Origin of the sequence: Amycolatopsis sp. FDAARGOS 1241 (genome assembly GCF_016889705.1) — a bacterium.
Taxonomy (GTDB): domain Bacteria; phylum Actinomycetota; class Actinomycetes; order Mycobacteriales; family Pseudonocardiaceae; genus Amycolatopsis.
In genome coordinates, this window is sequence record NZ_CP069526.1 from 8,509,032 (window position 1) to 8,532,320 (window position 23,289).

General features: G+C 70.7%; 26 protein-coding genes. 9 read left to right on the forward strand and 17 right to left on the reverse strand.

What is annotated here, in order from left to right; translation table 11 throughout:
* Positions 1-107 precede the first annotated feature (107 nt).
* Positions 108-845 (forward strand): phosphotransferase enzyme family protein, encoded by a 738-nt coding sequence (locus I6J71_RS41215; RefSeq protein ID WP_204091797.1) that lies wholly within the window; start codon positions 108-110, stop codon positions 843-845.
* A gap of 1 nt (position 846) precedes the next feature.
* Here I6J71_RS41215 and menD read toward each other — a convergent pair whose 3' ends face one another.
* On the reverse strand, positions 847-2,523 hold the full coding sequence (menD, locus tag I6J71_RS41220) for a 2-succinyl-5-enolpyruvyl-6-hydroxy-3-cyclohexene-1-carboxylic-acid synthase (RefSeq protein ID WP_204091798.1): 1,677 nt from the start codon (positions 2,521-2,523) through the stop codon (positions 847-849).
* A 96-nt stretch (positions 2,524-2,619) separates the two neighbouring features.
* Here menD and I6J71_RS41225 point away from each other — a divergent pair, with 96 nt between their 5' ends.
* From I6J71_RS41225 to I6J71_RS41235, 4 genes are all read left to right on the forward strand, one after another.
* Entirely contained in the window at positions 2,620-3,543 is a 924-nt protein-coding gene (locus tag I6J71_RS41225) for a 1,4-dihydroxy-2-naphthoyl-CoA synthase (protein WP_204091799.1), read from the forward strand.
* 16 nt (positions 3,544-3,559) lie between these two features.
* Positions 3,560-4,702: an o-succinylbenzoate--CoA ligase gene (gene menE / locus I6J71_RS41230; RefSeq protein ID WP_204091800.1), complete on the forward strand. Its 1,143-nt coding sequence runs from the start codon at positions 3,560-3,562 to the stop codon at positions 4,700-4,702.
* 72 nt (positions 4,703-4,774) lie between these two features.
* Complete coding sequence (locus tag I6J71_RS50070) at positions 4,775-4,906, forward strand: hypothetical protein (protein ID WP_255570657.1); 132 nt, start codon at positions 4,775-4,777, stop codon at positions 4,904-4,906.
* 34 nt (positions 4,907-4,940) lie between these two features.
* Entirely contained in the window at positions 4,941-5,810 is an 870-nt protein-coding gene (locus tag I6J71_RS41235) for a 1,4-dihydroxy-2-naphthoate polyprenyltransferase (protein ID WP_204091801.1), read from the forward strand.
* 269 nt (positions 5,811-6,079) lie between these two features.
* Here the strand turns inward: I6J71_RS41235 and I6J71_RS41240 are convergent, their stop codons facing one another.
* From I6J71_RS41240 to I6J71_RS41250, 3 genes are read right to left on the reverse strand one after another with little or no spacing between them, the layout of a single operon-like run.
* Positions 6,080-7,156 (reverse strand): PLP-dependent cysteine synthase family protein, encoded by a 1,077-nt coding sequence (locus I6J71_RS41240; protein WP_204091802.1) that lies wholly within the window; start codon positions 7,154-7,156, stop codon positions 6,080-6,082.
* A complete protein-coding gene (locus I6J71_RS41245) occupies positions 7,153-7,443 on the reverse strand; it encodes a DUF4229 domain-containing protein (protein ID WP_204091803.1) in 291 nt (96 codons plus the stop codon). Before I6J71_RS41245 ends, I6J71_RS41240 begins: the two co-directional genes overlap by 4 nt.
* Before the next feature lie 11 nt (positions 7,444-7,454).
* Positions 7,455-7,928, reverse strand: a complete 474-nt coding sequence (locus tag I6J71_RS41250) for an Lrp/AsnC family transcriptional regulator (RefSeq protein WP_204091804.1) — start codon at positions 7,926-7,928, stop codon at positions 7,455-7,457.
* A gap of 361 nt (positions 7,929-8,289) precedes the next feature.
* Between I6J71_RS41250 and I6J71_RS41255 the strand changes: the two genes are divergently transcribed.
* Together I6J71_RS41255 and I6J71_RS41260 are read left to right on the forward strand one after the other, a co-directional pair.
* Positions 8,290-8,502: a BldC family transcriptional regulator gene (locus I6J71_RS41255; RefSeq protein ID WP_072474890.1), complete on the forward strand. Its 213-nt coding sequence runs from the start codon at positions 8,290-8,292 to the stop codon at positions 8,500-8,502.
* A gap of 154 nt (positions 8,503-8,656) precedes the next feature.
* Complete coding sequence (locus I6J71_RS41260) at positions 8,657-8,848, forward strand: hypothetical protein (RefSeq protein WP_204091805.1); 192 nt, start codon at positions 8,657-8,659, stop codon at positions 8,846-8,848.
* A 70-nt stretch (positions 8,849-8,918) separates the two neighbouring features.
* On the opposite strand, the gene I6J71_RS41265 is transcribed toward I6J71_RS41260, so the two are convergent.
* The 7 genes from I6J71_RS41265 to hemL all read right to left on the reverse strand — a co-directional run bounded on the left by I6J71_RS41265 (position 8,919) and on the right by hemL (position 16,490).
* Positions 8,919-10,226 carry a MinD/ParA family protein gene (locus tag I6J71_RS41265; RefSeq protein WP_204091806.1) on the reverse strand — a complete coding sequence of 436 codons (1,308 nt, stop codon included), beginning with the start codon at positions 10,224-10,226 and terminating at the stop codon, positions 8,919-8,921.
* Between the two features lie 89 nt (positions 10,227-10,315).
* Positions 10,316-11,293, reverse strand: a complete 978-nt coding sequence (ccsB, locus tag I6J71_RS41270) for a c-type cytochrome biogenesis protein CcsB (RefSeq protein WP_204091807.1) — start codon at positions 11,291-11,293, stop codon at positions 10,316-10,318.
* 3 nt (positions 11,294-11,296) lie between these two features.
* Positions 11,297-12,904: a cytochrome c biogenesis protein ResB gene (locus tag I6J71_RS41275; RefSeq protein ID WP_204091808.1), complete on the reverse strand. Its 1,608-nt coding sequence runs from the start codon at positions 12,902-12,904 to the stop codon at positions 11,297-11,299.
* A gap of 5 nt (positions 12,905-12,909) precedes the next feature.
* Positions 12,910-13,683, reverse strand: coding sequence for a cytochrome c biogenesis CcdA family protein (locus I6J71_RS41280; protein ID WP_204091809.1), 774 nt, complete (start codon positions 13,681-13,683; stop codon positions 12,910-12,912).
* Between the two features lie 304 nt (positions 13,684-13,987).
* Positions 13,988-14,566, reverse strand: coding sequence for a TlpA disulfide reductase family protein (locus I6J71_RS41285; RefSeq protein WP_204091810.1), 579 nt, complete (start codon positions 14,564-14,566; stop codon positions 13,988-13,990).
* Positions 14,563-15,189 carry a histidine phosphatase family protein gene (locus tag I6J71_RS41290; protein ID WP_204091811.1) on the reverse strand — a complete coding sequence of 209 codons (627 nt, stop codon included), beginning with the start codon at positions 15,187-15,189 and terminating at the stop codon, positions 14,563-14,565. Before I6J71_RS41290 ends, I6J71_RS41285 begins: the two co-directional genes overlap by 4 nt.
* A complete protein-coding gene (gene hemL, locus I6J71_RS41295) occupies positions 15,186-16,490 on the reverse strand; it encodes a glutamate-1-semialdehyde 2,1-aminomutase (RefSeq protein WP_204091812.1) in 1,305 nt (434 codons plus the stop codon). The genes I6J71_RS41290 and hemL overlap by 4 nt, the downstream gene beginning before the upstream one ends.
* 121 nt (positions 16,491-16,611) lie before the next feature.
* Between hemL and I6J71_RS41300 the strand changes: the two genes are divergently transcribed.
* Positions 16,612-17,100: a TspO/MBR family protein gene (locus I6J71_RS41300; RefSeq protein WP_204091813.1), complete on the forward strand. Its 489-nt coding sequence runs from the start codon at positions 16,612-16,614 to the stop codon at positions 17,098-17,100.
* On the opposite strand, the gene I6J71_RS41305 is transcribed toward I6J71_RS41300, so the two are convergent.
* Positions 17,081-18,121: a hypothetical protein gene (locus I6J71_RS41305; RefSeq protein ID WP_204091814.1), complete on the reverse strand. Its 1,041-nt coding sequence runs from the start codon at positions 18,119-18,121 to the stop codon at positions 17,081-17,083. The two genes, I6J71_RS41300 and I6J71_RS41305, sit on opposite strands and share 20 nt — an antisense overlap.
* Positions 18,122-18,195: 74 nt before the next feature.
* Between I6J71_RS41305 and I6J71_RS41310 the strand changes: the two genes are divergently transcribed.
* Positions 18,196-18,780 (forward strand): TetR/AcrR family transcriptional regulator, encoded by a 585-nt coding sequence (locus I6J71_RS41310; RefSeq protein WP_204091815.1) that lies wholly within the window; start codon positions 18,196-18,198, stop codon positions 18,778-18,780.
* Between the two features lie 101 nt (positions 18,781-18,881).
* Here the strand turns inward: I6J71_RS41310 and I6J71_RS41315 are convergent, their stop codons facing one another.
* The 5 genes from I6J71_RS41315 to I6J71_RS41335 all read right to left on the reverse strand — a co-directional run bounded on the left by I6J71_RS41315 (position 18,882) and on the right by I6J71_RS41335 (position 23,223).
* On the reverse strand, positions 18,882-19,157 hold the full coding sequence (locus tag I6J71_RS41315; protein ID WP_204091816.1) for a hypothetical protein: 276 nt from the start codon (positions 19,155-19,157) through the stop codon (positions 18,882-18,884).
* Between the two features lie 206 nt (positions 19,158-19,363).
* The gene (locus I6J71_RS41320) at positions 19,364-20,011 is read right to left on the reverse strand and encodes a hypothetical protein (protein ID WP_239154199.1); all 648 of its coding nucleotides are present in this window, start codon (positions 20,009-20,011) and stop codon (positions 19,364-19,366) included.
* A 10-nt stretch (positions 20,012-20,021) separates the two neighbouring features.
* The gene (locus I6J71_RS41325) at positions 20,022-21,224 is read right to left on the reverse strand and encodes an ABC transporter permease (RefSeq protein ID WP_204091817.1); all 1,203 of its coding nucleotides are present in this window, start codon (positions 21,222-21,224) and stop codon (positions 20,022-20,024) included.
* Positions 21,221-21,925, reverse strand: coding sequence for an ABC transporter ATP-binding protein (locus I6J71_RS41330; protein ID WP_204091818.1), 705 nt, complete (start codon positions 21,923-21,925; stop codon positions 21,221-21,223). Before I6J71_RS41330 ends, I6J71_RS41325 begins: the two co-directional genes overlap by 4 nt.
* Complete coding sequence (locus I6J71_RS41335) at positions 21,922-23,223, reverse strand: efflux RND transporter periplasmic adaptor subunit (RefSeq protein WP_204091819.1); 1,302 nt, start codon at positions 23,221-23,223, stop codon at positions 21,922-21,924. Before I6J71_RS41335 ends, I6J71_RS41330 begins: the two co-directional genes overlap by 4 nt.
* Positions 23,224-23,289 lie beyond the last annotated feature (66 nt).

Below are 23,289 nucleotides of genomic sequence, written 5' to 3' on the forward strand. Positions count from 1 at the left end.
GCTCGAACGTAACCAGGGTTGGAGTTGCGAGGTACGTCCGTTGGGCGGTTCTTACCCGCTGAGATCCCCGGCAGTTACCGGTTGACTGGACCGCCAGACTCGATCGCATGACCGAAGTTCCGCTGGCCGGCAACGTGACGGACGGCGTCGTCCGCATCGGCGACACCGTGCGGCGCCCGGCCGGGCCGTGGACCGACGCGGTGGACGCGGTGCTCACCCACCTGCACGACGTCGGGTTCCGCGGCTCGCCGCGGGCGCTCGGGCGGGACGAGCGGGGACGACAGGTGCTGGAATTCGTGCCGGGCAGCACCGGGGCCGAGCAGGGGCTCTACGCGCCGGCCGAGCTGCGGGAACTCGGCCGGATGCTGCGTGAACTGCACGACGCGCTCGCCGAGTTCACGCCACCACCGGACGCCGTGTGGCACCGGCTCATCCCGCCGGATCGCGAGGAGCTGGTGTGCCACAACGACGTCGCGCCGTGGAACCTGGTGCGCGGCGACCGCGGCTGGGTGCTCATCGACTGGGACTGCACGGCCCCGGCGTCAACGGTGTGGGACCTGGCGTACGCGGCGCAGAGCACGGCGGGCCTGCGCGCTGATCGCGGGCTCGCCGACTCCGCAGCCCGGCTGCGAGCCTTCACCGACGGCTACGGACCGGACGACCGTCAGCGGGCAGAGCTCCCGGCAACGCTGGGCCGCCGCGCTCGTGCGATGCACGACTTCCTCAAGGCCAACGCGCACCGCCGGCCGTGGGCCCGCATCTGGCTCGAGGACGGCGCGTACTGGCGCGAAACGGCCGAGCACCTCGACGGCCATGAAGCCGTCTGGCGCGAGGCGCTCAGCTGATTCAGGCCTGTCCGACCGCCGACGCGACCGCTTTCCGCAGCCGGGCGTGGAGGCCGCGGTGCTGGGTCCGGTCCACTCGCACCTCGACGACCCGCAGGCCCGGCGCGGGGACCAGGGCGGCGCGGAACTCCTCGACCGTCGTGGCCAGGGTGTGGGGCACGCGGTACCCCGCGCACAACGCGCCGAGATCAGCGCCGTGCGGGGTGCCGAAGACGCGTTCGAAGCTGGCCGCGTGCTCGGGCGCCCCCTGTTCCAGCAGGGAGAAGATGCCGCCGCCGTCGTCGTTCAGCACGACGATGGTGAGGTCTGGACGTTGCTCCGCGGGCCCGGTCAGCAGGCCCGACGCGTCGTGCAAGAAGGTCAGGTCGCCCAGCAGCGCGTACGAGGGCGCGCGGTGCACCGTGGCCGCGCCGAGGGCTGTGGACACGGTGCCGTCGATGCCGGCCACGCCGCGGTTGCGGTGGACCAGGACGTCGGGGCGCAGGGAACCGACCAGGGCGACGTCGCGGGTCGGGTTGGAGGAGCCCACCACGAGCAGGGCACCTTCGGGCAGGGAGTCGATCAAGGCGGCGGCGACCGTCAGGCCGTTGGGCCACGGCTCGCTGACCAAGGCCGCGGAAACGGCCGCCGCGGCGGCCGCGTCGGCGCGTTGCCAGGCGGCGAGCCACTCCGGGTCGGCGGGTTTGGTGGGCTCGGCGAACCACTGGCCGACCTGGCGGACGTTGTGCGCGGGCGCGGGCCAATCCGAGTCGGGGCGCACGAGCAGGACCTCGACAGCCGGGTCGGAAAGGACCTTGCCGACCTGGCGGAACACGGTGGGGCGGCCGAGGCACAGGACCTGCTCCGGCTTGTGCTTCGAGATGAACTCCTCGACGCCCAGCAGCCACGCGCCCGACGAAATCGCGGTCGTGCCCGAAAGGCCCAGGCCACCGGTCTCCGACACCACGGGCCAGCCGTGTTGTTCAGCCCACTCGCTGGCCGCCTGTACGCCCGTGTCGCACGCGATGACGAGACCGTGGCGGGCCGAAGGCACCACGAACGACGGCAACGCGCCGAAGTCCGGCAGCTCCGTCCAGCGCTCGCCGTCGGCGCGGCCCTCGATGGATTCGTACCACTCGGCGTCATCTCCGACGTCGGGCACGAGCGGCTCGCGGAACGGGATGTTCAGGTGCACGGGCCCGCTGCGCCATTCGCCGTACGCGGCGTTCCACGCGCGGCAGATCTGGCTGCGCCAGTACGAGTTCTGCCCGGCCCGGCGCTCGGCGACGGCGAGCTCGTCGAAGTAGCGCACGGCGTCGCCGTAGAGCCGGTACTGCTCGATGACCTGGCTCGCCCCCGCGGCGCGCAGCTCGGGCGGACGGTCGGCCGTCAGCACGATCAGCGGCACTCCCGCGCGGTCGGCCTCGAGCACGGCCGGGTGGAAGTTCGCCGCGGCGGTGCCGGAGGTGCAGACCACGGCCGAGGGCCGGCCCGTGCGCGCGGCGATGCCGAGCGCCAGGAACGCCGCGCCGCGCTCGTCGATGCGCACGTGCAGCTTGAGGCGGCCGGCCGCGGCGGCGTCGTAGAGCGCGATCGACAGCGGCGCGTTGCGTGAACCCGGGCACAGGACCACGTGGGACACGGTGTTGCGGACCAGTTCGTCGACGATGACCCTGGCCTGCGCGGTCGACGGGTTCACCGGCGGGCCCCTGGTGCGTCTACCGCCGACGCACACCCTCCCGCGGAGGCGGCATCAACCACAGCACAAGTGTCCACAGGTCCTATTCTCCCAAACGTGGATGACGCCCGAGTTTCCGAGCTGTTCGACCCCTCCGCGTGGACCGAGGTCGAAGGTTTCGCCTTCACCGACATCACCTACCACCGCTCCGCTGAGAGCCGCTCCGGCAAACGGGTGGTCCGGGTGGCGTTCGACCGTCCGGAGGTCCGCAACGCCTTCCGCCCGCACACGGTCGACGAGCTCTACCGCGCCCTCGACCACGCCCGGATGAGCTCCGACGTCGGCTGTGTCCTGCTCACCGGCAACGGGCCGTCGCCCAAGGACGGGGGCTGGGCGTTCTGCTCCGGCGGTGACCAGCGTATTCGCGGACGCTCCGGATACCAGTACGCGAGCGGGGAGACCTCCGACACGGTCGACCCTGCGCGCGCGGGCCGGCTGCACATCCTCGAGGTCCAGCGCTTGATCCGGTTCATGCCGAAACCCGTGGTCGCGGTCGTGCCCGGATGGGCCGCGGGCGGCGGGCACTCGCTGCACGTGGTGTGCGATCTCACGCTCGCCTCGGCCGAGCACGCGCGGTTCAAGCAGACCGACGCCGACGTCGGCTCGTTCGACGCCGGCTACGGCTCCGCGTACCTCGCGCGCCAGGTCGGCCAGAAGTTCGCGCGTGAAATCTTCTTCCTCGGCCGCGACTACACCGCCGAGCAGATGCACCACATGGGCGCGGTGAACGAGGTCGTCCCCCACGCTGCGCTGGAGACCGTCGCGCTCGAGTGGGCGTGGACCGTCGTCGGCAAGTCGCCGACGGCGCAGCGCATGCTGAAATACGCGTTCAACGCGATCGACGACGGGCTCGTCGGCCAGCAGCTCTTCGCCGGTGAGACCACGCGCCTGGCGTACATGCAGGACGAGGCGGTGGAAGGCCGCGACGCGTTCCTGCAGAAGCGGGACCCGGACTGGTCCGACGTCCCGTACTACTACTGATCGTTCGGGAGGGCTTGTGCGGGTCGTCTGGCTCGACGGGAGCGCCGAGGCCGTGTCCGCGCTGGACTCGGCCGTCGCGGCGGCGCTCGACGGCGGGGACGCCGTGCTTCCGCTGTCCGCGGGTGACCCGGCGGCGCCGGCGCTGCTCGAGGCCATGGCGCCGGACACCCCGGTGGAGCCGGACACGGCCGTGATCATCGCCACGTCGGGGTCCACCGGGACCCCGAAAGGCGTGCTGATCTCGCCGGGCGCGCTGACGGCGTCGGCCGTGGCGACGCACGCGCGGCTCGGCGGTCCGGGCCACTGGCTGCTCGCGACGCCCGCGCACTACATCGGCGGCCTGCAGGTCCTGGTCCGCGCACGGCTGGCCGGCACGAAACCGGCGTTCCTCACCGGCACGGGCTTCCGGACCGACGACTTCGCCGCGGCCGCCGCGGCCGTGCTGGCCGAGGACGGCCCGCGGTACACGGCGCTGGTGCCGACCCAGCTCGTGCGGCTGCTCGACGACGGCGGCGCGGGCCTGGCCGCGGCCCAAGGCTTCGACGCGATCGTGCTGGGGGCCGCCGCGACGTCGCCGAAGCTGCGCGAACGGGCCCACGACGCCGGGGTGCGGATCATCCCCTCGTACGGCATGAGCGAGACAGCCAGCGGCTGCGTCTACGACGGCGTGCCGCTGGACGGCGTGCGGGTGGAGCCGGACGCGTCCGAGCGGTTGCGCATCTCGGGCCCGGTGCTCGCCCACGGCTACCGGCTGGCGCCCGAGCTGACGGCCGAGTCGTTCCAGGACGGCTGGTTCCGCACGTCGGACCGCGGGCTGCTGCTGCCCGGCGGCCGCGTCGAGGTCCTCGGCCGCGCCGACGACGTCATCAACACCGGCGGGGTGAAGGTGTCGGCGGCTTCGGTGGAGAAGGTCCTCGGCGCGGTCGATGGGGTGCGCGACGCGTGTGTGGTGGGCGTTCCGTCGCCAGAGTGGGGTGAAGCCGTGGTGGCTCTGGTGGTGGCGGAGGGCGCGGTCGACCCTGCCGCGTTGCGCGCCGCCGTACGGGCCGAGCTGGGCGGCGCGGCCACGCCGAAGCGGATCGAGTTCACCGGCGAGCTGCCGCTCCGCGGCCCGGGCAAGATCGACAGATCGGCTGTCAAGGCGCGGTTGAGTTCCTGAAACGCCGCACAGACGGCTCGAAAACCGCCCGGGTCGTTGACAGGGTGCCAGTGATCGCGGTTGCCTCGGGGGATGAAGACGTGGACGAAGGCAGCGCTGGCGGTGGTGGCGGTGGTCACCGGGCTCGTGATCGGCGCGGGGGCCGCGTCGGCGGACGAGCCGGACAGCAGCGGGACCCTCACGTGGGAGGTCACGGGTTCCTGATCGGGTGAAGATCGCATGGGTTTGAATAACGCCCATGGCGACAGTGAGTGAGTGGATCGAAGGCGCCCGTCCGCGGACGCTGCCCAACGCGATCGCCCCGGTGGTCGCCGGGGTCGGGGCGGCGGTCGCGCTGGACGCGTTCTCGTGGTGGCGTTCGCTGCTGGCGCTGCTGGTCGCGCTTGCGCTGATCATCGGTGTCAACTACGCCAACGACTACTCCGACGGCGTCCGCGGCACCGACGAGAAGCGCGTCGGCCCGCTGCGGCTGGTCGGGTCCGGCACAGCCGCCCCGAAGTCCGTCCTCACCGCGGCGCTGGTGTGCCTGGGCCTGGCGGGTGTGCTTGGCCTGCTGCTCGTGGCCCTCACCGGGTTCTGGTGGCTGCTGGCCATGGGGGCGCTGTGCATCCTCGGCGCGTGGTTCTACACGGGCGGCAGCAAGCCCTACGGCTACTACGGCTTCGGCGAGATCGCCGTGTTCGTGTTCTTCGGCCTCGCGGGCGTGCTGGGCACCGTCTACGTGCAGGCCGGCCGCGTCAGCTGGGCCGGCCTGGGCTGCGCCGTGGCGGTCGGCTGCTTCTCCACGGCGGTCCTCACGGCCAACAACCTCCGCGACATCCCCACCGACATCGAGTCCGGCAAACGCACCCTCGCCACCCGCCTCGGCGACACCGGCACCCGCCGCCTCTACCTGGCGCTGGTGGCTGTGCCCTACGTCATCACCATCCTGCTGGGCATCCGGCACCCCCTGCAGCTCATCGCCCTGGCCACGGTCCCCATGCTGCTGAAATCCGTCCGCGCCGTCGGCGGCGGCAAGGTGGGCCGCGAACTCATCCCCGCCCTCCGCGACACAGGCTTGGCGATGCTCGCCTGGGCCGTCTTGAGCGCCCTCGCCCTGGCCTTCTGAACCAGCCCCACAAGGCGACGCAAAGCCACCGACGCAGCAAGTCTGCACCCAGCCCCGCCCACCACCTCGAACGGCGACGCAAAGCCACCTACACAAGCGCCGCCGAACCGCGCAACAACCCTCGCACCCAGCCCCTGCCCCGCACCCCGATCCGAAGCTCCTCCACGGCACAATCCAGCTTCAGGGTGCACGCGCCCCGCAACACGCTCCCGCGCAGGACCGCATCAACCCACAGACCAACCGGAGGGCACCAAGAACCGAGAAATCCCTCAGCCCTCGAACCGCCCACTGATCAGGAACTCATCAAACCTCGCCCGATAAGGCGCGATGTCGATCCCCTGCTCCGCCAACCACTCATCGTCGTAATACGTGTGCGCGTACCGGTCACCGCCGTCACACAACAACGTCACGACAGACCCAGCCTGCCCCTCAGCCACCATCCGCGAGATCAACGCGAACGCCCCGTACAGGTTCGTCCCCGTGGACCCCCCGGCCCAGTGCCCCGTGTGATCACGCAGCAACCGGATAGCCGCCAGCGACGCGGCATCCGGCACCTGGAACATCTCGTCGATCACCCCGGGCACGAACGACGGCTCCACCCGCGGTCGCCCGATGCCCTCGATGCGCGACGGCATCCCGGTCGAGTAGTCCAGCTCCCCGGTCTCCCACGCCCCGTAGAAGGACGAGTTCTCCGGATCCACGACCGCGATCTTCGTGGTGTGCCGCTTGTACCGCACGTACCGGCCGAAGGTCGCGCTCGTCCCACCGGTGCCGGCGCCCACGACGATCCACGACGGCACCGGATGCCGCTCCGCCCGCATCTGCGCGAACACGGATTCGGCGATGTTGTTGTTCCCCCGCCAGTCCGTCGCCCGCTCCGCGTAGGTGAACTGGTCGAGGTAGTGCCCACCGCACTCCGACGCCAGCCGCTCCGCTTCCGGGTACATGTCCGGCGCCCGGTCCACGTAGTGGCATTCGCCGCCGTAGAACTCGATGAGGGCGATCTTCTCCTTGCTCGTGCGGCGCGGCACCACCGTCACGAACTTCAGGCCCAGCATCCGCGCGAAGTACGCCTCGGAGACGGCCGTGGAGCCGCTGGAGGCCTCGATGAGCGTGGTGTCCGGGCCGATCTGGCCGTTGACCAGGCCGTAGAGCAGCAGCGACCGGGCCAGCCGGTGCTTGAGCGAGCCCGTGGGGTGCACGGACTCGTCCTTCAGGTACAGGTCGACGCCCCACTCCTGCGGCAGCGGGAAGACGTGCAAGTGCGTGTCGGCGCTGCGGTTCGCGTCGGCCTCGATGATGCGGACGGCCTCGCGCACCCAGGCGCGGTTGTGGAGCCGGCTCATGCGGCGTCGTCGCCGGTGGAGCCGTCGCCGCGGAGCTCGGCGCGCAGGGCCGCCCGGGCGCGCGCGCGGGCTTCGTTGCGCTTGGCCAGGCCCGCCGTCACGCGCGTGTTGAGCGAGCGGAAGAGCAGCAGCCCGAGCGGCAGACCCACGACGAGCCCGATCAGGAGGGCGACCAGCAAGGGCACCCCGACCAGCGTCAGCACCCACGCGACCACGGCCACCAGCGCGAAGCGCGCCACTAGGTAGACCGTCAGGTCGCGGTACAGGTTCTTCGGCGTTTCGCTCACATCGAAGCAGGCTACGCCTTGTTCCCGTCCTCTTCGCCCAGGCCCGTGTTGTTCGGACGGCCCTCGAAGCGCGTCGAGAGCACCACGGTCGTGTTGGTGCGCCCGACGCCCGGGATGCGGCGCAGGCGCCCGAGCGTGTGCTCCAGCTCGTCGACCGTCGACACGCGCACCTTCACCACGAACGCTTCGTCACCGGCCACGGCGTAGCAACTCTCCACCTCGGCCAGCTCGCCGAGCGCGGACGCGACGTCGTCGTCGGTCGCGGTGTCGGTCGGGTGGATGCCCACGAGCGCGGTGACACCCAGTCCGACGGTGCTCGGGTCCACCATCGCGTGGTAGCCGGTGATCACCCCGGCCGCTTCGAGCTTGCCGACGCGCTCGTGCACCGACGAAGCCGAAAGCCCCACGGACCGGCCCAGGTCGGCGTAGGTGGCCCGGCCGTTGACCCGCAGCGCGGCGATGATCTTCCGGTCCAGCTGATCCACCGGCTCATTATGCTGCGCGGCTCCCCGGGCCCGCAGGCAAGGTAATGCCCGGAGTGTCTACTGCGTCACAACGTCGCGGATGGTCCTGATGGCCCGCGATGCCCCTTTGGCGTGCCTTTACCTGAGTGAGCGCCTCCGCAGAGGAAAACGCGCAGGTCAGCGCGATCCGAACGGAGACTTCACGCCACGGAGAGCCGCAGAGGTTATGTCCCTTTTGCACTTTAAGGGCTCTTTACTCTTGGACAACCGTTCGAGTACCCGACGGGTGAAGTGCCACGATTGCCGCGTTGGCTACCCCGGCGCGACGGGCGAAAGGCCCGATGCCTCCGGTATAGCAAGTAGTTCGTTAAGGAGGCGGAAAATGACCGCGACGATGGGCGGAAGGCTGCTCACCCCGGGTGAGGTGGCCGCCTTGTTCCGGGTGGACCCGAAGACGGTCACCCGGTGGGCCACGGCCGGCCGGATCGGCTCGATCCGGACCCCGGGCGGGCACCGCCGGTTCCGCGAGTCCGAGGTGAACGAGCTCCTCGCCGAGCTCACCACCGACGCGAGCGAACCGGCCCGCAAGGCCTGAACCACCACCACGCAAGGGTCGTGAGTGGTAAGGGGTGACTTCCCGCACCTCTTACCGGTCACGACCCTTCGTCGTACCCGGGGTTCGGGCCGGTTCGCGGTTTTGGGGCTAACCTGGGGAACCGGCAAGGCCTTGCACGACGGAAGGACCGGGCATGATTCCTCTGCTCGCAGCGGTGGGCGCGATCACCATCGCCGTTCTGTTGTGGCGGGTCTTCGCGGCGGGGCAGCGCATCGGCGTGCCGGACCGCCGATCCACCCGCGGCCCGGACGACGACCCCGACTTCCTGCGCAAGCTCTCCGAAGAGCAGCGCAAACGCCCCACGTCCGACGACGGCGACTCCTGACGGCTCCGGTGCCGAAGCCCGGACACGACTCGGCGCCCCAGCTCCGCGAAGCCGGGGCGCCGTCCGCGCGTCAGCGGTACTGCTGCGCGCCGAAACCGTCCGCGACCGTGGCCGCCAGCTCCAGCAGCGCGAGGCGCGTGTCCCCGCCCAGACGCTCCAGCTCGATTTCCGCGCCCTCCTCCAGGTGTGCGTCGAACGGGATGCGGCAGACGGCGCGGACCTTGGCGCCGAAGTGGGCTGCGAGCTTGTCCAGGTCGACCGAGCTGCCCTTCGGGCGCACCGAGTTGATGACGACCACCGAGCGCTTCACCAGTTCGCCGTAGCCGTGGGCTTCGAGCCAGTCGAGCGTGGCCGACGCGGACCGCGCGCCGTCGACCGAACCGGACGACACGACGACGAGTGAGTCGGCCAGGTCGAGCACGCCCTTCATCGCCGAGTGCATCAAACCGGTGCCGCAGTCGGTGAGCACGATGTTGTAGAAGTGCTCCAGCAGGTTCACCGTGCGGCGGTAGTCGATCTCCGAGAACGCCTCCGACACGGCCGGGTCCTGTTCGCTGGCGAGGATCTCCAGGCGGCTCGACCCCTGCGACGTGTACGAGCGCACGTCGCTGTACCGGGTGATCTTCTCGGCGTCGCGCAACAAGTGGCGCACGGTCGCCGTGGTTTCGATGGCGATCTTCTGCGACAGCGTGCCGCGGTCGGGGTTCGCGTCGACGGCCACCACGCGGTCGCCGCGCAGCGACGCGAAGGTCGAGCCCAGCGTGGTCGTGGCGGTGGTCTTGCCCACGCCGCCCTTGAGCGACAGCATCGCGATCTTGTAGCACCCGCGCAGCGGCTGGTTGACGCGCGCGATCAGCTCCCGCCGGCGCGTGTCGGCCGGGCTCTCACCGGGGTTCACGAGCTTGCCCGTGCCGAGGTACAGCGCCTTGCGCCAGCCCGACTGCGGCGTGCGCTTCGCCTGCTTCACCAGGTGTGCGGTGGCCAGGTCGTCGGGCACGGCCGACGCGGGGCGCCCGCCCGGCTGCGGCAGGCCCGACGGCTGCTGCTGCGAGGGCGGGTACCCCGTGGGCGGGTACTGCTGCTGGGGTTGCTGCGGCTGGTGGGGTTGCAACGGGGGCAGGTTCTGGTCGTACTGCTGCTGCGCGTACCCCGGCGGCACCTGGGCCTGCTGTTGCGGCACGGCGTGCGGCCCGGAGTTCGGGTTCGGAGACGCGACGACCTGCGTCGGCTGTGCGTCGTAGGGCCCCGAAGGCGGGTGCGGCGCCGAGTCCGTGCGTTCGTCGGAGAACAGCTCGGCTGCCGGTTCCTGCGCCTGTTCGGCCTGCGCCTGAGCCTCTCCGGCCGTAGCCCGGGCCGCTTCTTCACTGGGTCCGGTCACCGCTGCCAACCTCCCGGGTACGCCGCTGCTGGATCTCTCCGGTATCGACGGTAGTCGGGGGGAGCGTTACCGACCGCGTGGCCCCCCGATCAGCTGACCCCGGCGTAGGAGTGCAGCCCGGCGGTCACCAGGTTGACGAAGAACAGGTTGAAGATCGTCACCGCGAACCCGACGATGTTGATCACGGCCGCGCGCGTGCCGCGCCAGCCGGCGGTGGCGCGGGAGTGCAGGTAGGAGGCGTACACGACCCACGCGATGAAGGCGACGGTCTCCTTCGGGTCCCAGCCCCAGAAGCGGCCCCACGCGGCCTCGGCCCACACGGCGCCGCACAGCACGCCGAAGGTGAAGATCGGGAACGCGATGATCGTGGCGCGGTAGGCGATGCGGTCGAGCACGTCGGCGGCCGGCAGCTTCGGGCCGAAGCCGGGGAACTTGGCCGGGTTGCGGTCGTAGGCGGTGCGGAACAGGTACAGCACGCTGGCCACACCGGGCACCAGGAACACGCCCGAACCGATGATCGCGGCCGACACGTGGATGTAGAGCCAGTAGGACTGCAGCGCGGGCACGACCGGCGCGGCCACCGTGTACAGCAGCGTGCCGTTGATGAACATCAGGATCACGACGGGCAGCAACACGAAACCCGTGAGGTGGCGCACCGGGAACTTCTTGATGACGACCAGCCACGCGACCACCGTGATGAAGGTGACCGCCATGCCGTACTCGTACATGTTGCCCCACGGCGCGCGGTGCACGGCGAGACCACGCAGCACGATCGCGGTGAGCTGCAGCGCAGCGCCCAGCACCAGCAGCGCCGCGCCCATGCGCCCGATGCGCTCGGGCCGCCCGACCTCCCGCGGGGCCTCGGGCTCCGCCGGCTTGTCGACGTCCTCGATCACCGGCGCCCCGGCGCCGACGAGGGTCTTCTGCGCGCTGCGCTCGTGGGCCAGGCGGCCCTTGGCGCCGAAGGCCTGCTCGAACAGCGTGAGCAGGAGCGCGAGGACGTAGATCGCCACCGTGGTGGTGTAGAACCAGTCGCTGTACTGCGACAACGTCTCGTTGATCTGCATGCCTCAGCTGCCTTTCCGGCCCGTGACCAGCCGTTCGCCGATCCGCTGGAACTCTTCGCCGTACCCTGCTTGGTCGGTGCGCGCGAGGCCGGCGACCTCGATCACGGTACCCGCGTGTCCGTCGTCACCGCGGCTCACCCGCACCCACAGTCGACGCCGCTTGACCAGCAACGACGCCCCGAGACCCGCGAACATCACGATCGCGAAGCCGAGCACGTACCCCTGCGTCGGGTCGTGCGAGATCTGGAGGTTCACCCACTCGTTCACGCCGTCGAAGCGCACCTTGGTGCCGTCGTCGAGCGTGAGCTCCTGGCCCACGGCCAGGTTCTGCCGCGCGACGCGCTTGAGGCGGCCGTCGGCGACGCGGTCCTGGTCCACGTCGAACACCGACTGCCCGCGGCCCGCGTCGAGGCCGAGGTCGCCGCGCAGCACGTCGACGGCGACCATCGGGTTCTTCAGCTGCGGCGCGGTGGAGGTGAGCACGCCGGCGTGGACGAACGACGTCGGCGCGAGGATGCCGGTGATCGCGAGCTGCTTCGTGCGGCGCTGGATCTCGTCGGTGATGCCCGGCGTGTCGAACTTGGTGGCGCCCTGCGAGAGCATCGTGCCCGTGTCGGTCGGCCGCCACTGCGTGTTCTGCGTGCGCTTCTCGCCGTTGGGGAAGGTCACGGTGAACTGGGGTGAGTAGCCGTTGCCGAGCAAGTAGACGCGGTCGCCCGCGGTGCGCAGCGGGTCGTTGACCTGCAGGTTGTACGGCCGCCAGGTGCCGGTCTGCAGATCCGGGCCGGACTGGTACTGGATGTTGGAGTGGTAGTAGTCGGCCTCGTTCGTGTCCGTGTAGTGGGCGGTGAAGTCGTTGACCTTCACGCAGAACGGGTCGAGGTCGGTGCCGTCGATGCGCAGGCCGGCTTCGAACGAGTCGTAGTTGTAGATGCCGGAGTTGCAGAACTGGCTGCCGTCGGCCTGCACGATGACCTGGCCCTCGTAGCTGTAGAGCTTGCCGAGGGCGAAGAAGATGATCAGGCCGAGCATGCCGAAGTGGAAGAGCAGGTTGCCGGTCTCGCGCAGGTAGCCGCGTTCGGCGGAGACGCTGAAGCCGCCGTCCTCCTCTTCGCGCTCGACCTTGCGCCAGCCGGACAGCTGCTTGAGCACGTCCTCGCGCACGGCCTCGGCGGTGCGCGAGGTGCGGGCGATGCGGTGGTGCGGCATGCGGGCGAGGTTGCGCGGCGTCAGCACCGGGCGCGCGCGCATCTGCTTGACGTAGTCCCAGCTGCGCGGCGTGAGGCAGCCGACCAGCGAGATCATCAGCAGCAGGTAGATCGCGGAGAACCAGACGCTGGAGTAGACGTCGTAGAACTGCAGCTTGTCGAGCAGAGTGCCCCACCAGCCGTGGCTCGAGATGTACTCGTCGACCTTCGCGGCGTTGAGGCGGTTCTGGGGCAGCAGGGCGCCGGGCAGCGCGGCGAGCGCCAGCAGGAACAGCAGGATCAGCGCGGTGCGCATCGACGTAAGGCCGCGCCAGGTGTTGCGCAGGAACGCGAGCACCTGTTTTCCCGCTGACGGCTTGTACGGGCGCTGGGGGTTGGCGGGGGGCGCTTCGATGGGGGGCACAGTCGTCACAGTGGCAGCACCAGGTTCGAGGCGACGGAGTTGCGGAGCCAGCCCATGACGTCTCCCCAGAGTCCGGTGACGAGCAGGATGCCGACGACCATGAGCAGCCCGCCGCCGATCAGCTGCACGCGGCGGCCGTTGCGGCGGAGCCAGTCGGTGGCGCGCACGGCCCAGCGGGCGCCGAGCGCGATCAGCAGGAACGGCAGGCCGAGGCCCACGCAGTAGATGAGCACCAGCAGGTAGCCGCGCGCGGCGGCGCCGCCGGTGGCGCTCGCGAGGCTCGTGACGGCCGAGAGCGTCGGCCCGATGCAGGGCGTCCAGCCGAGCCCGAACACGGCGCCGAGCAGCGGCGCGCCCCAGATGCCGCCGCCGGGCACGTGGTGCGAGCGGAACTCGCGCTGCAGGCCGGGAATCCAGCCGAGGAACACGAGCGCCATCGCGATCGTGAGCACTCCGCCGATGCGCTGCAGGAGGTCCTGGTTGATCAGGAGGGTGTCGGCGAGCCACACGAGCGTGCCGAGCGTCGCGACGAACACCACGGTGAACCCGAGCACGAACAGGCCCGCGGCGCCGAGCACGGCGTAGCGGCCCTTCTTGCGTTCCTCCTCGATGCTCACCGCGGGCGCGTCGGCGCCCACCAGCGCCGCGAGGTACGCCAGGTACCCGGGCACGAGCGGCACCACGCACGGCGACGCGAACGAGATCGCGCCGGCCAGCAGCGCCACGCCCGCGGCGAGCAGCAGCGGTCCGGAGATCGCCAGCTCGGACACGGAGTTCACGCACTTGAGAGTAGGCAGTGAGCTTCGCGTGAGACGGGCGGGGGCAGCTCACAGGACCTACGCCACACCCGTGCGGGACCTTCGTCCCGCCTGGGCTTTCCGGGCGGTTGTCGCCGATCGGCCCGCCCCGCCCGGGTGATCCCTCAGCGCCGGGCCGATCTTGAGCGCCGTCTTCCGGGGAGGAGCGCCCACCACGCCGACCGCCTCCGCGCTGCTGACCGTGGCGTCGGAGAGTCCGGATCTCGACGGCGAGAGCACGCGGCCGGCGAGGCGACCGACGAAACCCCCCGCCTCAGCTGAACCCCTACTTCTCCGTCACCAGCCGCTGCACCGTCGGCATCAGGTCGGACGCCAGCACCTGCCGCAGGAAGACCGCAGCGACGCGGTGCTTCTTGTCGAGCACGATGGTCGACGGGATGAGGTTGCGGGGGTAACCCTGCAGCTGCAGGAGCACGCGGCCCGTCGGGTCCCAGATGGACGGGTAGGTGATGCCGCGGTCGCGGATGAAGTCCTGGGCGACTTCGCGCGCGGGGTCGCGGACGTCGAGGCCCACGACCTGGCCGCCGACGGGGGCCATCTGCTTGCTCGCCGTCTCGAGTTCCGGCGCTTCGGCGCGGCACGGACCACACCACTGGCCCCACAGGTTGACGACCACGACCTTGCCGGGGAAGTCGGCGATGGACAGTTGCTTGCCCTCGTGCATGAGGTCGTCGCCCGCCAGGACGGGCGCGTTCTGGCGCTGCGCCTCCGGGTACGTGATGTCGAGTTTGCCGCCCGGCGAGACGAAGCTGAACGTGCCGCCTTCGACGACCGCGTCCTTGCCCGTCGAGCAGCCGGCCACCAGCAACGCGGCCGTCAGCACCGCACCGAGAACTCGTTTCATGCGCCCGTCACCTTCGGGTCCGTCGTGCCCGCGGGTTCGCTGTAGACGATCTCCACGAGCGCCTCGCCGTCGTAGACCAGGCTGGTGAGCGACGCGAGCGAGCACTGCCGGTGCCGGGGGTCGTGCCACAGGCGCTTGGCCTCGAGGAACCGGCGCAGCGTCCAGATCGGCAGCTGGTGCGAAACGCACAGCGCCTCGCGCCCGTCGGCCTTCTCGCGCGCCCGGTGGACCGCGCCGAGCATCCGGTGCGCGATCTCCACGTACGGCTCGCCCCACGACGGCCGGAACGGGTTCAGCAGGTACGGCCACGCTTTCGGCTGGCGCAGCGCGCCGTCGCCGACGGCCACGCGCTGGCCTTCGAACACGTTGCCGGCTTCGATCAGGCCGTCGTCGGTCGCGATGTCGAGCCGGTGCGCCGCGGCGATCGGCGCCGCCGTCTCCTGGGCGCGCTGCAAGGGTGACGCGACCACGTACGCGAGGTCGTGGCCCGCTACGGCTTCCGCCACGGTGAGCGCCTGGCGCTGCCCGCGCTCCGACAGCCGGAAGTTCGGCAGCCGGCCGTAGAGGATCTTGTCCGGGTTGTGGACTTCGCCGTGGCGCAGGAGGTGGACGACGGTGGTCACGGCCGGACCGCCTCGGCGGCCGCGCGCGCCGCGGCCGGGAGCGCGGCTTCGATCACGCCGAACGCTTCGTCGTCCATCGCGGCGTTCACGAACCACGCTTCGTACGGGCTCGGCGGGCCGTACACGCCGGCGTCGAGCAGCGCGTGGAAGAACGCCGGGAAGCGCCAGGTCTCGGTGGCCTGCGCACCGTCGTAGTCGCGGACGGCGCCGGAGCCGAAGAACACGCTCAGGAGATTGCCCGCGTACTGCACGTTGTGCGCGACGCCCGCTTCGGTCAGCGCGGAGTCGAACAGGTCGCCGAGCCGCTTCGCGTTGGCGTCGAGCGCCGCGTACACGGTGTCGTCGGCCAGCCGCAGCGACGTGAGGCCTGCGGCGACGGCGACTGGGTTCCCGGACAACGTCCCAGCCTGGTAGACCGGCCCGCCCGGTGCGAGCCGGGCCATCACGTCGGCGCGCCCGCCGAACGCCGCGGCCGGGAGCCCGCCGGACATGACCTTGCCGAACGTGTAGAGGTCGCCGGCGACGCCTTCAAGGCCGTACCAACCCGCGCGCGAGACGCGAAAGCCCGTCATGACCTCGTCCATGATCAGCAGCGCACCGTGCTCGTGCGCGAGGTCGCGCAGCCCGGAATTGAACCCCTCGCCGGGGGCGATCGCGCCCATGTTGCCCGCGGCCGCCTCGGTGATCACCGCGGCGATCTGGCCCTCGTTCTCCACAAAGGACTTCCGCACGGCGTCGAGGTCGTTGTAGGGCAGCACCAGCGTGTCGGCGGCCTGCGCGCCGGTGACACCGGGTGAGGTCGGCAGCCCGAGCGTCGCGACACCGGAGCCGGCCTGCGCCAGCAGCGCGTCGACGTGACCGTGGTAACACCCGGCGAACTTGATGATCTTCGCACGGCCGGTGAACCCGCGGGCGAGCCGGATGGCGCTCATCGTCGCCTCGGTGCCGGAGTTCACGAGCCGCACCTGTTCGACGGGCTCGACGCGGCCGATGATCTCCTCGGCGAGCTCGACCTCGCCGATCGTCGGAGTGCCGAACGAGAGCCCGCTCGAGGCGGCCGTGCGCGCGGCTTCGACCACCTGCGGGTGCGCGTGCCCGAGGATCATCGGGCCCCAGGACGAGACGAGGTCGACGTAGCGGTTGCCGTCGGCATCCCACAAGTGGGGACCCTCGCCGCGGACCATGAAGCGCGGGGTGCCGCCGACCGAGTTGAACGCCCGCACCGGCGAGTTCACCCCGCCCGGGACGGCCGCCTTCGCGCGTTCGAACCAAACCTTGGACTGCTCGGTGCCAGTGCTCACGCCTCCAGTCTCGCAAATCCTCCTGGTCGGCCGCCGACCCCCGCCACGGCGACGGCGGGCGCGCGGGCGGCGGGCCTCCTAGGATGGCGCAGCGGGTCACCGGCGCGAGACGGGAGGGAACGTGACGAGCCCCACGCACAGGCGCAATCCCTGGGCGGTGCTCGTGGTGTTCTTCGTGCTCGTCGCGGTCGTCGCCGTGGTGGGTTCGCTGGCGACGACGGCCGCGCCGGAGACGTATTCCCGGCTGGTGCTGCCGGGCTGGGCGCCGCCCGCGTCGCTGTTCGGTCCCGTGTGGACACTGCTGTACGTGCTGCTCGCGTTCGCGGGCTGGGTCTACTGGCGCACCGACGGCGAGACGCAGGGCTTCGCGATGTACGGCGTCAGCCTGCTGTTCAACCTGCTGTGGACCGCGCTGTTCTTCGCCGGCGGCTCCACGCGGCTGGCGGTGGTGGCCATCGTGCTGCTCGACTTCACGGTGCTGATGACGATCGGCCTGTTCTACCGCCGCTCCCGCCTGGCCGCGGTGCTGCTGCTGCCTTACTTCTTCTGGATCGCCTACGCGACCGCGCTGAACGTCGCGATCGTCGCGCTCAACGAAGGCCTCCGCTAGCGCCGTAGAACTCGGCGACCGCGGTGAACGCGACCTTCGGCTCCCACGGCAGATCCGGGTAGGCCGTGCCGTTCTTGCCTTCCAGCACTTTGACGATGCCGCCGCCCGCCAGGTCGAGGTCGTCGCGCGGGTCTCCATCGGGGCGATGCGGGTGCGTGTGCAGCGCGAAGAGGAACACGAACGCGCTGTCGACACCCTCGTCGGCGAAGATCTCCAACAGCTCCCTGAGGTACTGGGCCTGACCGGGTTCGTCGCGCTCGTACACACCCGTGAGCCGGAGCGGCCGGCCGTGTTCGTCGTTCTCGACGATCTCCATGCTGCGTGGCGCGACGTCACCCGAGCCGCGCCAGGTGGCGGTGCCGAACCCGGTGATCGCGACCGGTTTGCCGTGGGTTTCGACGATGGTGCGCACTCCTTCGCGGAACCGGTCGGCGACGGCGGCCGAGCGGATGAGCTCCAGGGTCACGAAGTCGAACGGGTCCCAGTCGACGCGTTCGAACTGGATGGCGGCGTAGGTGAGCTTGCCGCCGAAGAACTCCCGCAGCGCCGGCACGGTGTCGCGGAAGAAGTCGTTGAGCCTGTTACTGACCGTGGCGAGCCGGGCGGGTCGTTCGGCCGGGTCGCCAAGGAGCCGGCCGAGGCGCTGTTCCAGCGTGTCGCCGTCGGCGAAGCCCGGGTTCATCACCGACAGCTCGACACCCGCGACGAACACGACTTCCGCCCCGGCGCGGCGGATCCGCTCGGCGCGCTCGGCGCAGTCGAGGAACAGCTTGCGCAGCTCGTCGGGGCTTTGCTCGAGGGGATAAGGCGAGAACCACACCTCCAGCCCCAGCTCGGCCGCCGCCCGCGCGGCGAGCTCCAGCCGTTCGGGATCGCCGCCGGTGAGCTGGACGGCGGTGCAGTGCAGGTCGTCGCGGATGATCGCGAGCTCTCGTTCGACGACGGCAGGATCGAAGTCGTCCCAGGACGTGCCACTGGTGGTGGTGAACCCGGTGTCGTAAGCCATGCCTTTTGCTCTCATGGCGGGGAGGTTAGCGGCGAAACTTGCGTACACGCAAGTTTGCGTACACGCAGTTTCTTTGCCAGGATGGTGCCGTGAGCGGTCTGCGTGAACGGAAGAAGCAAGCGACCCGCGCTGCGCTGAGCGAGGCCGCGCTGCGCCTGGCCGTGGAGCGCGGTCCGGACAACGTGCGTGTCGACGACATCGCGGAAGCGGCGGGCGTCTCGCCGCGGACGTACAACAACTACTTCCCGAGCCGCGAGGACGCGATCGTCTTCGCGGTCACCGCGCAGCGCGAAGAACGCGTCGCCGCGGCCGTCCGCGCGACGTCGGCCCCCCTCGCCGAAGCCGTGCTCGACGCCGTGGTCACCGAGTACACCGCCCCCGCCCGCGACACCCTGCTGTTCATCACGACGACCCCCGCGCTGCGGACCGCCTACACCCGCACCGCGACCGCCCTGGAACCCCCGCTGGCAGCCGCGCTGGCCCCCCGCGTCACGGACCCCACGACGGCCCGCGTCCTCGCCGCCGGCGTCGCGGCCGCCGTCCGGATCGCCCTGGAGCAATGGGCTCAGCCGAAGGGCAACACGGGCTTCGTCGTGGTGTCCGGCTCCCTGCCGGACCTGCTGCGCTCGGCACTGGCGCCGCTCGAACCCGCCCTCACCGCGGCGGAGGCCTAACGTGAGGGCTGCTCGACGATGACAACGACCCTCACGCGGCGATCGACCTGGTCACAATAAAAAAACCCGACCCACGAGGGGTCGGGCGGTGTGTCTGTTCATCACACCGGAGCAGCACACTCCTCACCTGGGGCCCACAGCGCCAACGCGACGTAATCGCGCGTCGGGTTGATCACCCCGGCCGGCACCAGCTGACGAGCTTGCTGAACGGGGAACGCCAGGTCGCTGTCATCGCTGATCACGACCACTGCGGCCACCCGCTTGTGGAGCAGATCCAGCAGGAGATGAGAAGCAACGTTGCCGTCCGGCCCCTTTTCCTCTCCGTGGTTGCCCGGTTGCGTCGTGCACCATGATCGGCCCCGCTGCGGTGGCGACAACCGGTTTTCCCTTCGGCCCCTTCGTGGCCAACGGTGCAGTTGCCACACGGTTGACATAGCCGCCCAGCTCGATCCGGTTGACGTTCGCCCTGAGCCAACCTGAGTGCTGTGCGATCACATTCTCGGCAACGTCGCGAACGTCGAGCCAACGCCTGCCTTGCACACCCGCCCCAACCTCGCGACCCCGCCCGCACCGCTGCGGAGGCCTAACGCGAGGGCTGCTCCACGATCGCCTGCGCGGCCACGTTGCCGTCCGAACCCGGGCGGCCCTGCACGGTCACCGTCGCGCCAGGTTTGAGGTCGGAGAGCTTGCCGGGCTGGGTGAGGCCGACGGTGGTGGAGTCCGAAGTGGACACCGTGACCTCGGTGCCCTGCGCGGTCTTCAGCGTGACGATGGAGCCGTCGACCTTCTCGACCGTGCCGACGGTGCCGCGGCCGCCGCCGCGGGCGCCGGCGAAACCGCCCTGCTGGCCGGAACCCTGGCCCGCGCCCTGCCGGCCGGAGCCCTGCTGACCGCCGAACCCGCCGAAGCCACCGCGGGCGCCGCCGGGCTGGCCGCCCGTGCGAGCCGCCGCGCCGCCGCCCGAGCCGGAGCCCGAGCCGAACGCCGCGTGCGTCCAGGCGCCGCCGGCGAAGGACAGCGCGATCACAAGCACGCCGGCCAGGCTCAGTGTCGCCTTGCCGAACGGCTTGGCGACGCGCTTCATCTCCTGGTTCAAGTCGCCCTCGACGGCGGGGGTCGCGACGATCTCCTCCGGCGAGAGCTCGGCCGTCACCGGCAGGAACTCCGTCGTCGGCTCGCCGGCGTTGTCGGGGGTCGGCGCGGCACCCCGCGACTGGGTGGACGAAGACATCTGCGAGCTCCTACTCGTGCCGGAGGGCGTCGATGGGGCGCAGCCGCGATGCGCGGTTCGCCGGGAAACTGCCGAAGAAGAGACCGATCAGCGCCGACACCGCGAAGGCGAGCACGATCGACGACGGCACCACCACCGGGGTGATGCCCGCGAAGCTGAACTGGCTGCCGACGATCCCGATCACCACGCCGAGCAACCCGCCGAAGAGGCTCAGGATTGTGGCCTCCGCCAGGAACTGCCCGAGGATCGCCGAGCGTGGCGCACCGATCGCCTTGCGGATGCCGATCTCGCGGATCCGCTCGGTCACCGTCACGAGCATGATGTTCGTGACGCCGATTCCGCCCACCAGCAGGGAAATCGCCGCGACCGCGCCCAGCAGGACGGTGAACGTCTGCGTCGCCGACGTCCGCGTGGCCAGCAGCTGCTCGGAGTTTTGGATCTGGTAATCGGGTGTGCCGCCGAGCCGGATGCCGTGGCGCGCGTTGAGGATCGCGGTGATCTCGGCCTGCGCGAGCGACACGGAGTCGGCGGAGGTGGCCTGCACGGCGATCTGGCTGAGGTTGCCGTAGCCGGCCAGCGAGTTCTGCACCGCGCTGATCGGCGCGATGGCGACGTCGTCCGCGTTCTGCAACCCGGTGCTGCCCTTGGCCTGCAGCACGCCGATCACGGTGAACTGGAGGCTGTTGAGCAGCACGTTCTTGCCCACCGGTTCGGCGGTGCCGAACAGCGACTGCGCCGTCGTCGGCCCCAGCACCACAACCTTGCGCGCCTGTATCACGTCCTCGGCGGTGAAGAGCGCGCCGTCGGCGATCTGGCGGTTAGTGGTGGTGAAGTACGCCGGCTCGGTGCCCGCGACGCTCGAGATGTCGTACGACGTCTGCCCGTAGGTGGCCGTCGCGGTGGTGTTCACCACCGGCGACGCGGCCTTCGCGTCGGGCGCGCCCACCGGGTCGACGAGCGCGTGCGCGTCCTGCACCGTCAGCGGCCGCGCCTCGCTGCCCTGCCCGCCGCCGCGGGCCGGCGACACGTTGACGACGTCGGTGCCCAGGCCCTGGATGCTCGCCGCGATCGCCGCGGACGCCCCATTGCCGACCGCCACCAGCAGGATCACCGAAGCGACACCGATCGTGATGCCGAGCGTGGTGAGCGTCGAGCGCAGTTTGTTCGCGGTCAGGCCGCGCACGGCGAAGCGCAGCACCTCGAACGGGTTCACGCGACCACTCCGACGCTGCGGTTGAGCTCGTCGGACACGATGCGCCCATCGCTGACCCGCACCACGCGGTGCGCGTGCTCGGCGACCTCGTCCTCGTGCGTGATCACGACGATCGTGCGGCCCTGCGCGTTGAGCCGGTCGAACACGCCGAGCACGTCGTCCGTGCTGGCACGGTCGAGGTTGCCGGTCGGCTCGTCGGCGAGCAGCAGCGCGGGACCGGTCACCAGGGCCCGCGCCACGGCGACGCGCTGCTGCTGCCCGCCCGAAAGCTCGCTCGGCAGGTGCTTCGCGCGCTCGGTGAGGCCCACCATCGCCAGCGCGGCCAGCGCCCGTTTGCGGCGCGCGGACCGGCGCAGTCCGCTGTAGACGAGCGGAAGCTCCACATTGGACAGAGCGCTCGTACGCGGCACGAGGTTGAACGACTGGAAGATGAAGCCGATCTTGCGGTTGCGCAGCAACGCGAGCTGGCGCTCGTTGAGGTCGGCGACGCTGAACCCGTCGAGCAGGTATTTGCCCGAGCTCGGCACGTCAAGGCAGCCCAGCATGTTCAGCAGGGTCGATTTTCCGGAGCCGGACGCGCCCATGATGGCCACGTACTCCCCTGGGCGCACGACCAGGTCGACCCCGCGCAGCGCGTGCACGGCCGTCTCACCGGCGCCGTAGGTCTTGCGCAGTCCGGAGACCGCGATCACGGGCTTCATCCGCGTCCCCCGCCGCCGCCGAAGCCGCCAGCTTGGCCGCCGCGGGCACCACCGAAGCCGCCGCCGTTGCCACCGGTGCCGCCGAAGCCCCCGAACCCGCCGGTGCGCTGACCGTTGCCGCCGCCCGTGGTCGCCGTCGGCGAGGCGGCCGCGAGGACCACGCTGTCGCCCTCGTTGAGACCGGACTTGATCTCCACAGTGGACTCTCCACGCACCCCGATCTCCACCTGCCGCGGCACGTTCTGGCCGTTCTGCTGCACGGTGACGACGTTGGTGGTGCCCGTCGTGGTCACCGCGGCCGCGGGCACGCTCAGCACGTTGTCGGCCTCGGCGACGGTGATCACCACGCTCGCCGACTGCCCGGGCCGCAACCCGGTCGGCGGGGTGGTGAGGGCGAGCTGAGCGCCGTAGGAGACGACGTTGCCACTGCTGGTCGGCGTCAGGTCGACCTTCGACACGGTGGCCTGGATGGGGCTGTCGGGCGACGCGTTGAGCGTGACGGTGGCCTTCTGCCCCGCCTTCACCTTGCTCACGTCGATCTCGGCGACGGACGTGTCGACGACCAGGTTCGACATGTCCGTGATCTGGATGAAGCCGCTGGAGGACGACGAGCTGCTGCCGGAGCCGCTCGACGCGCCCTGACCGCTGCCGCCGTTACCGCCGCTGCCGCCGGAGCTTGCCGCGCTGCTGCCGGAGCTGCCGGATCCGCCGCTGCCGGCCTGCTGGCCGACGGCGCCGTTGATCGCGGTCACGGTGCCGGCGCCGGGTGCGGTGAGCACCGTCGCGTCGACGGCGGCCTGCGCGGTGTCGACGTCGAGCTGCGCCTGATCCACTTTGGCTTGCAGGGAGGTCGTGGACTCCTGCTGTTGCTGCGCCGTCTGGCCCTGCCCCTGGCCCGGTCCCTGGGTGGCCGTGGTCGAGGCGTCCTCACCGTTGGCGAGGTTGTCCTCGGCCACGGCGAGGTTGTCCTTGGCGACCTGGAGTTGTTTCTCCGCCTGGGTGGAGTCGACCGTCGCGAGCTTCTGGCCGGCACTGACGACGTCGCCGACCTTCACGTCGATGCTCGTGACCTTGCCCGAGGTCGTGAAGTTCGCGGCGCCCGTGTAGCCGCTCGTGAGGGTGCCCGCCGCGGAGACCGTCTCGGTCACGTCGGCGCGGCGCACCGGCGTGGTGCGCGTCTGCGCCTGTGCCGTGTTGCCGCCCGGCGTGAAAGCTTGGTAGATCCCGAAAGCCGTACCGCCGAGCAGTACGACCAGCACCCCGTTGATGACCCATGTCCGGGTACGCAGCCGCGTCATGGCCGCAAGATTGCTGGGGCTGGTTAGCAGTCAGCTGTTGGTTCCCTGTGGGCCAGCTGTGAATGT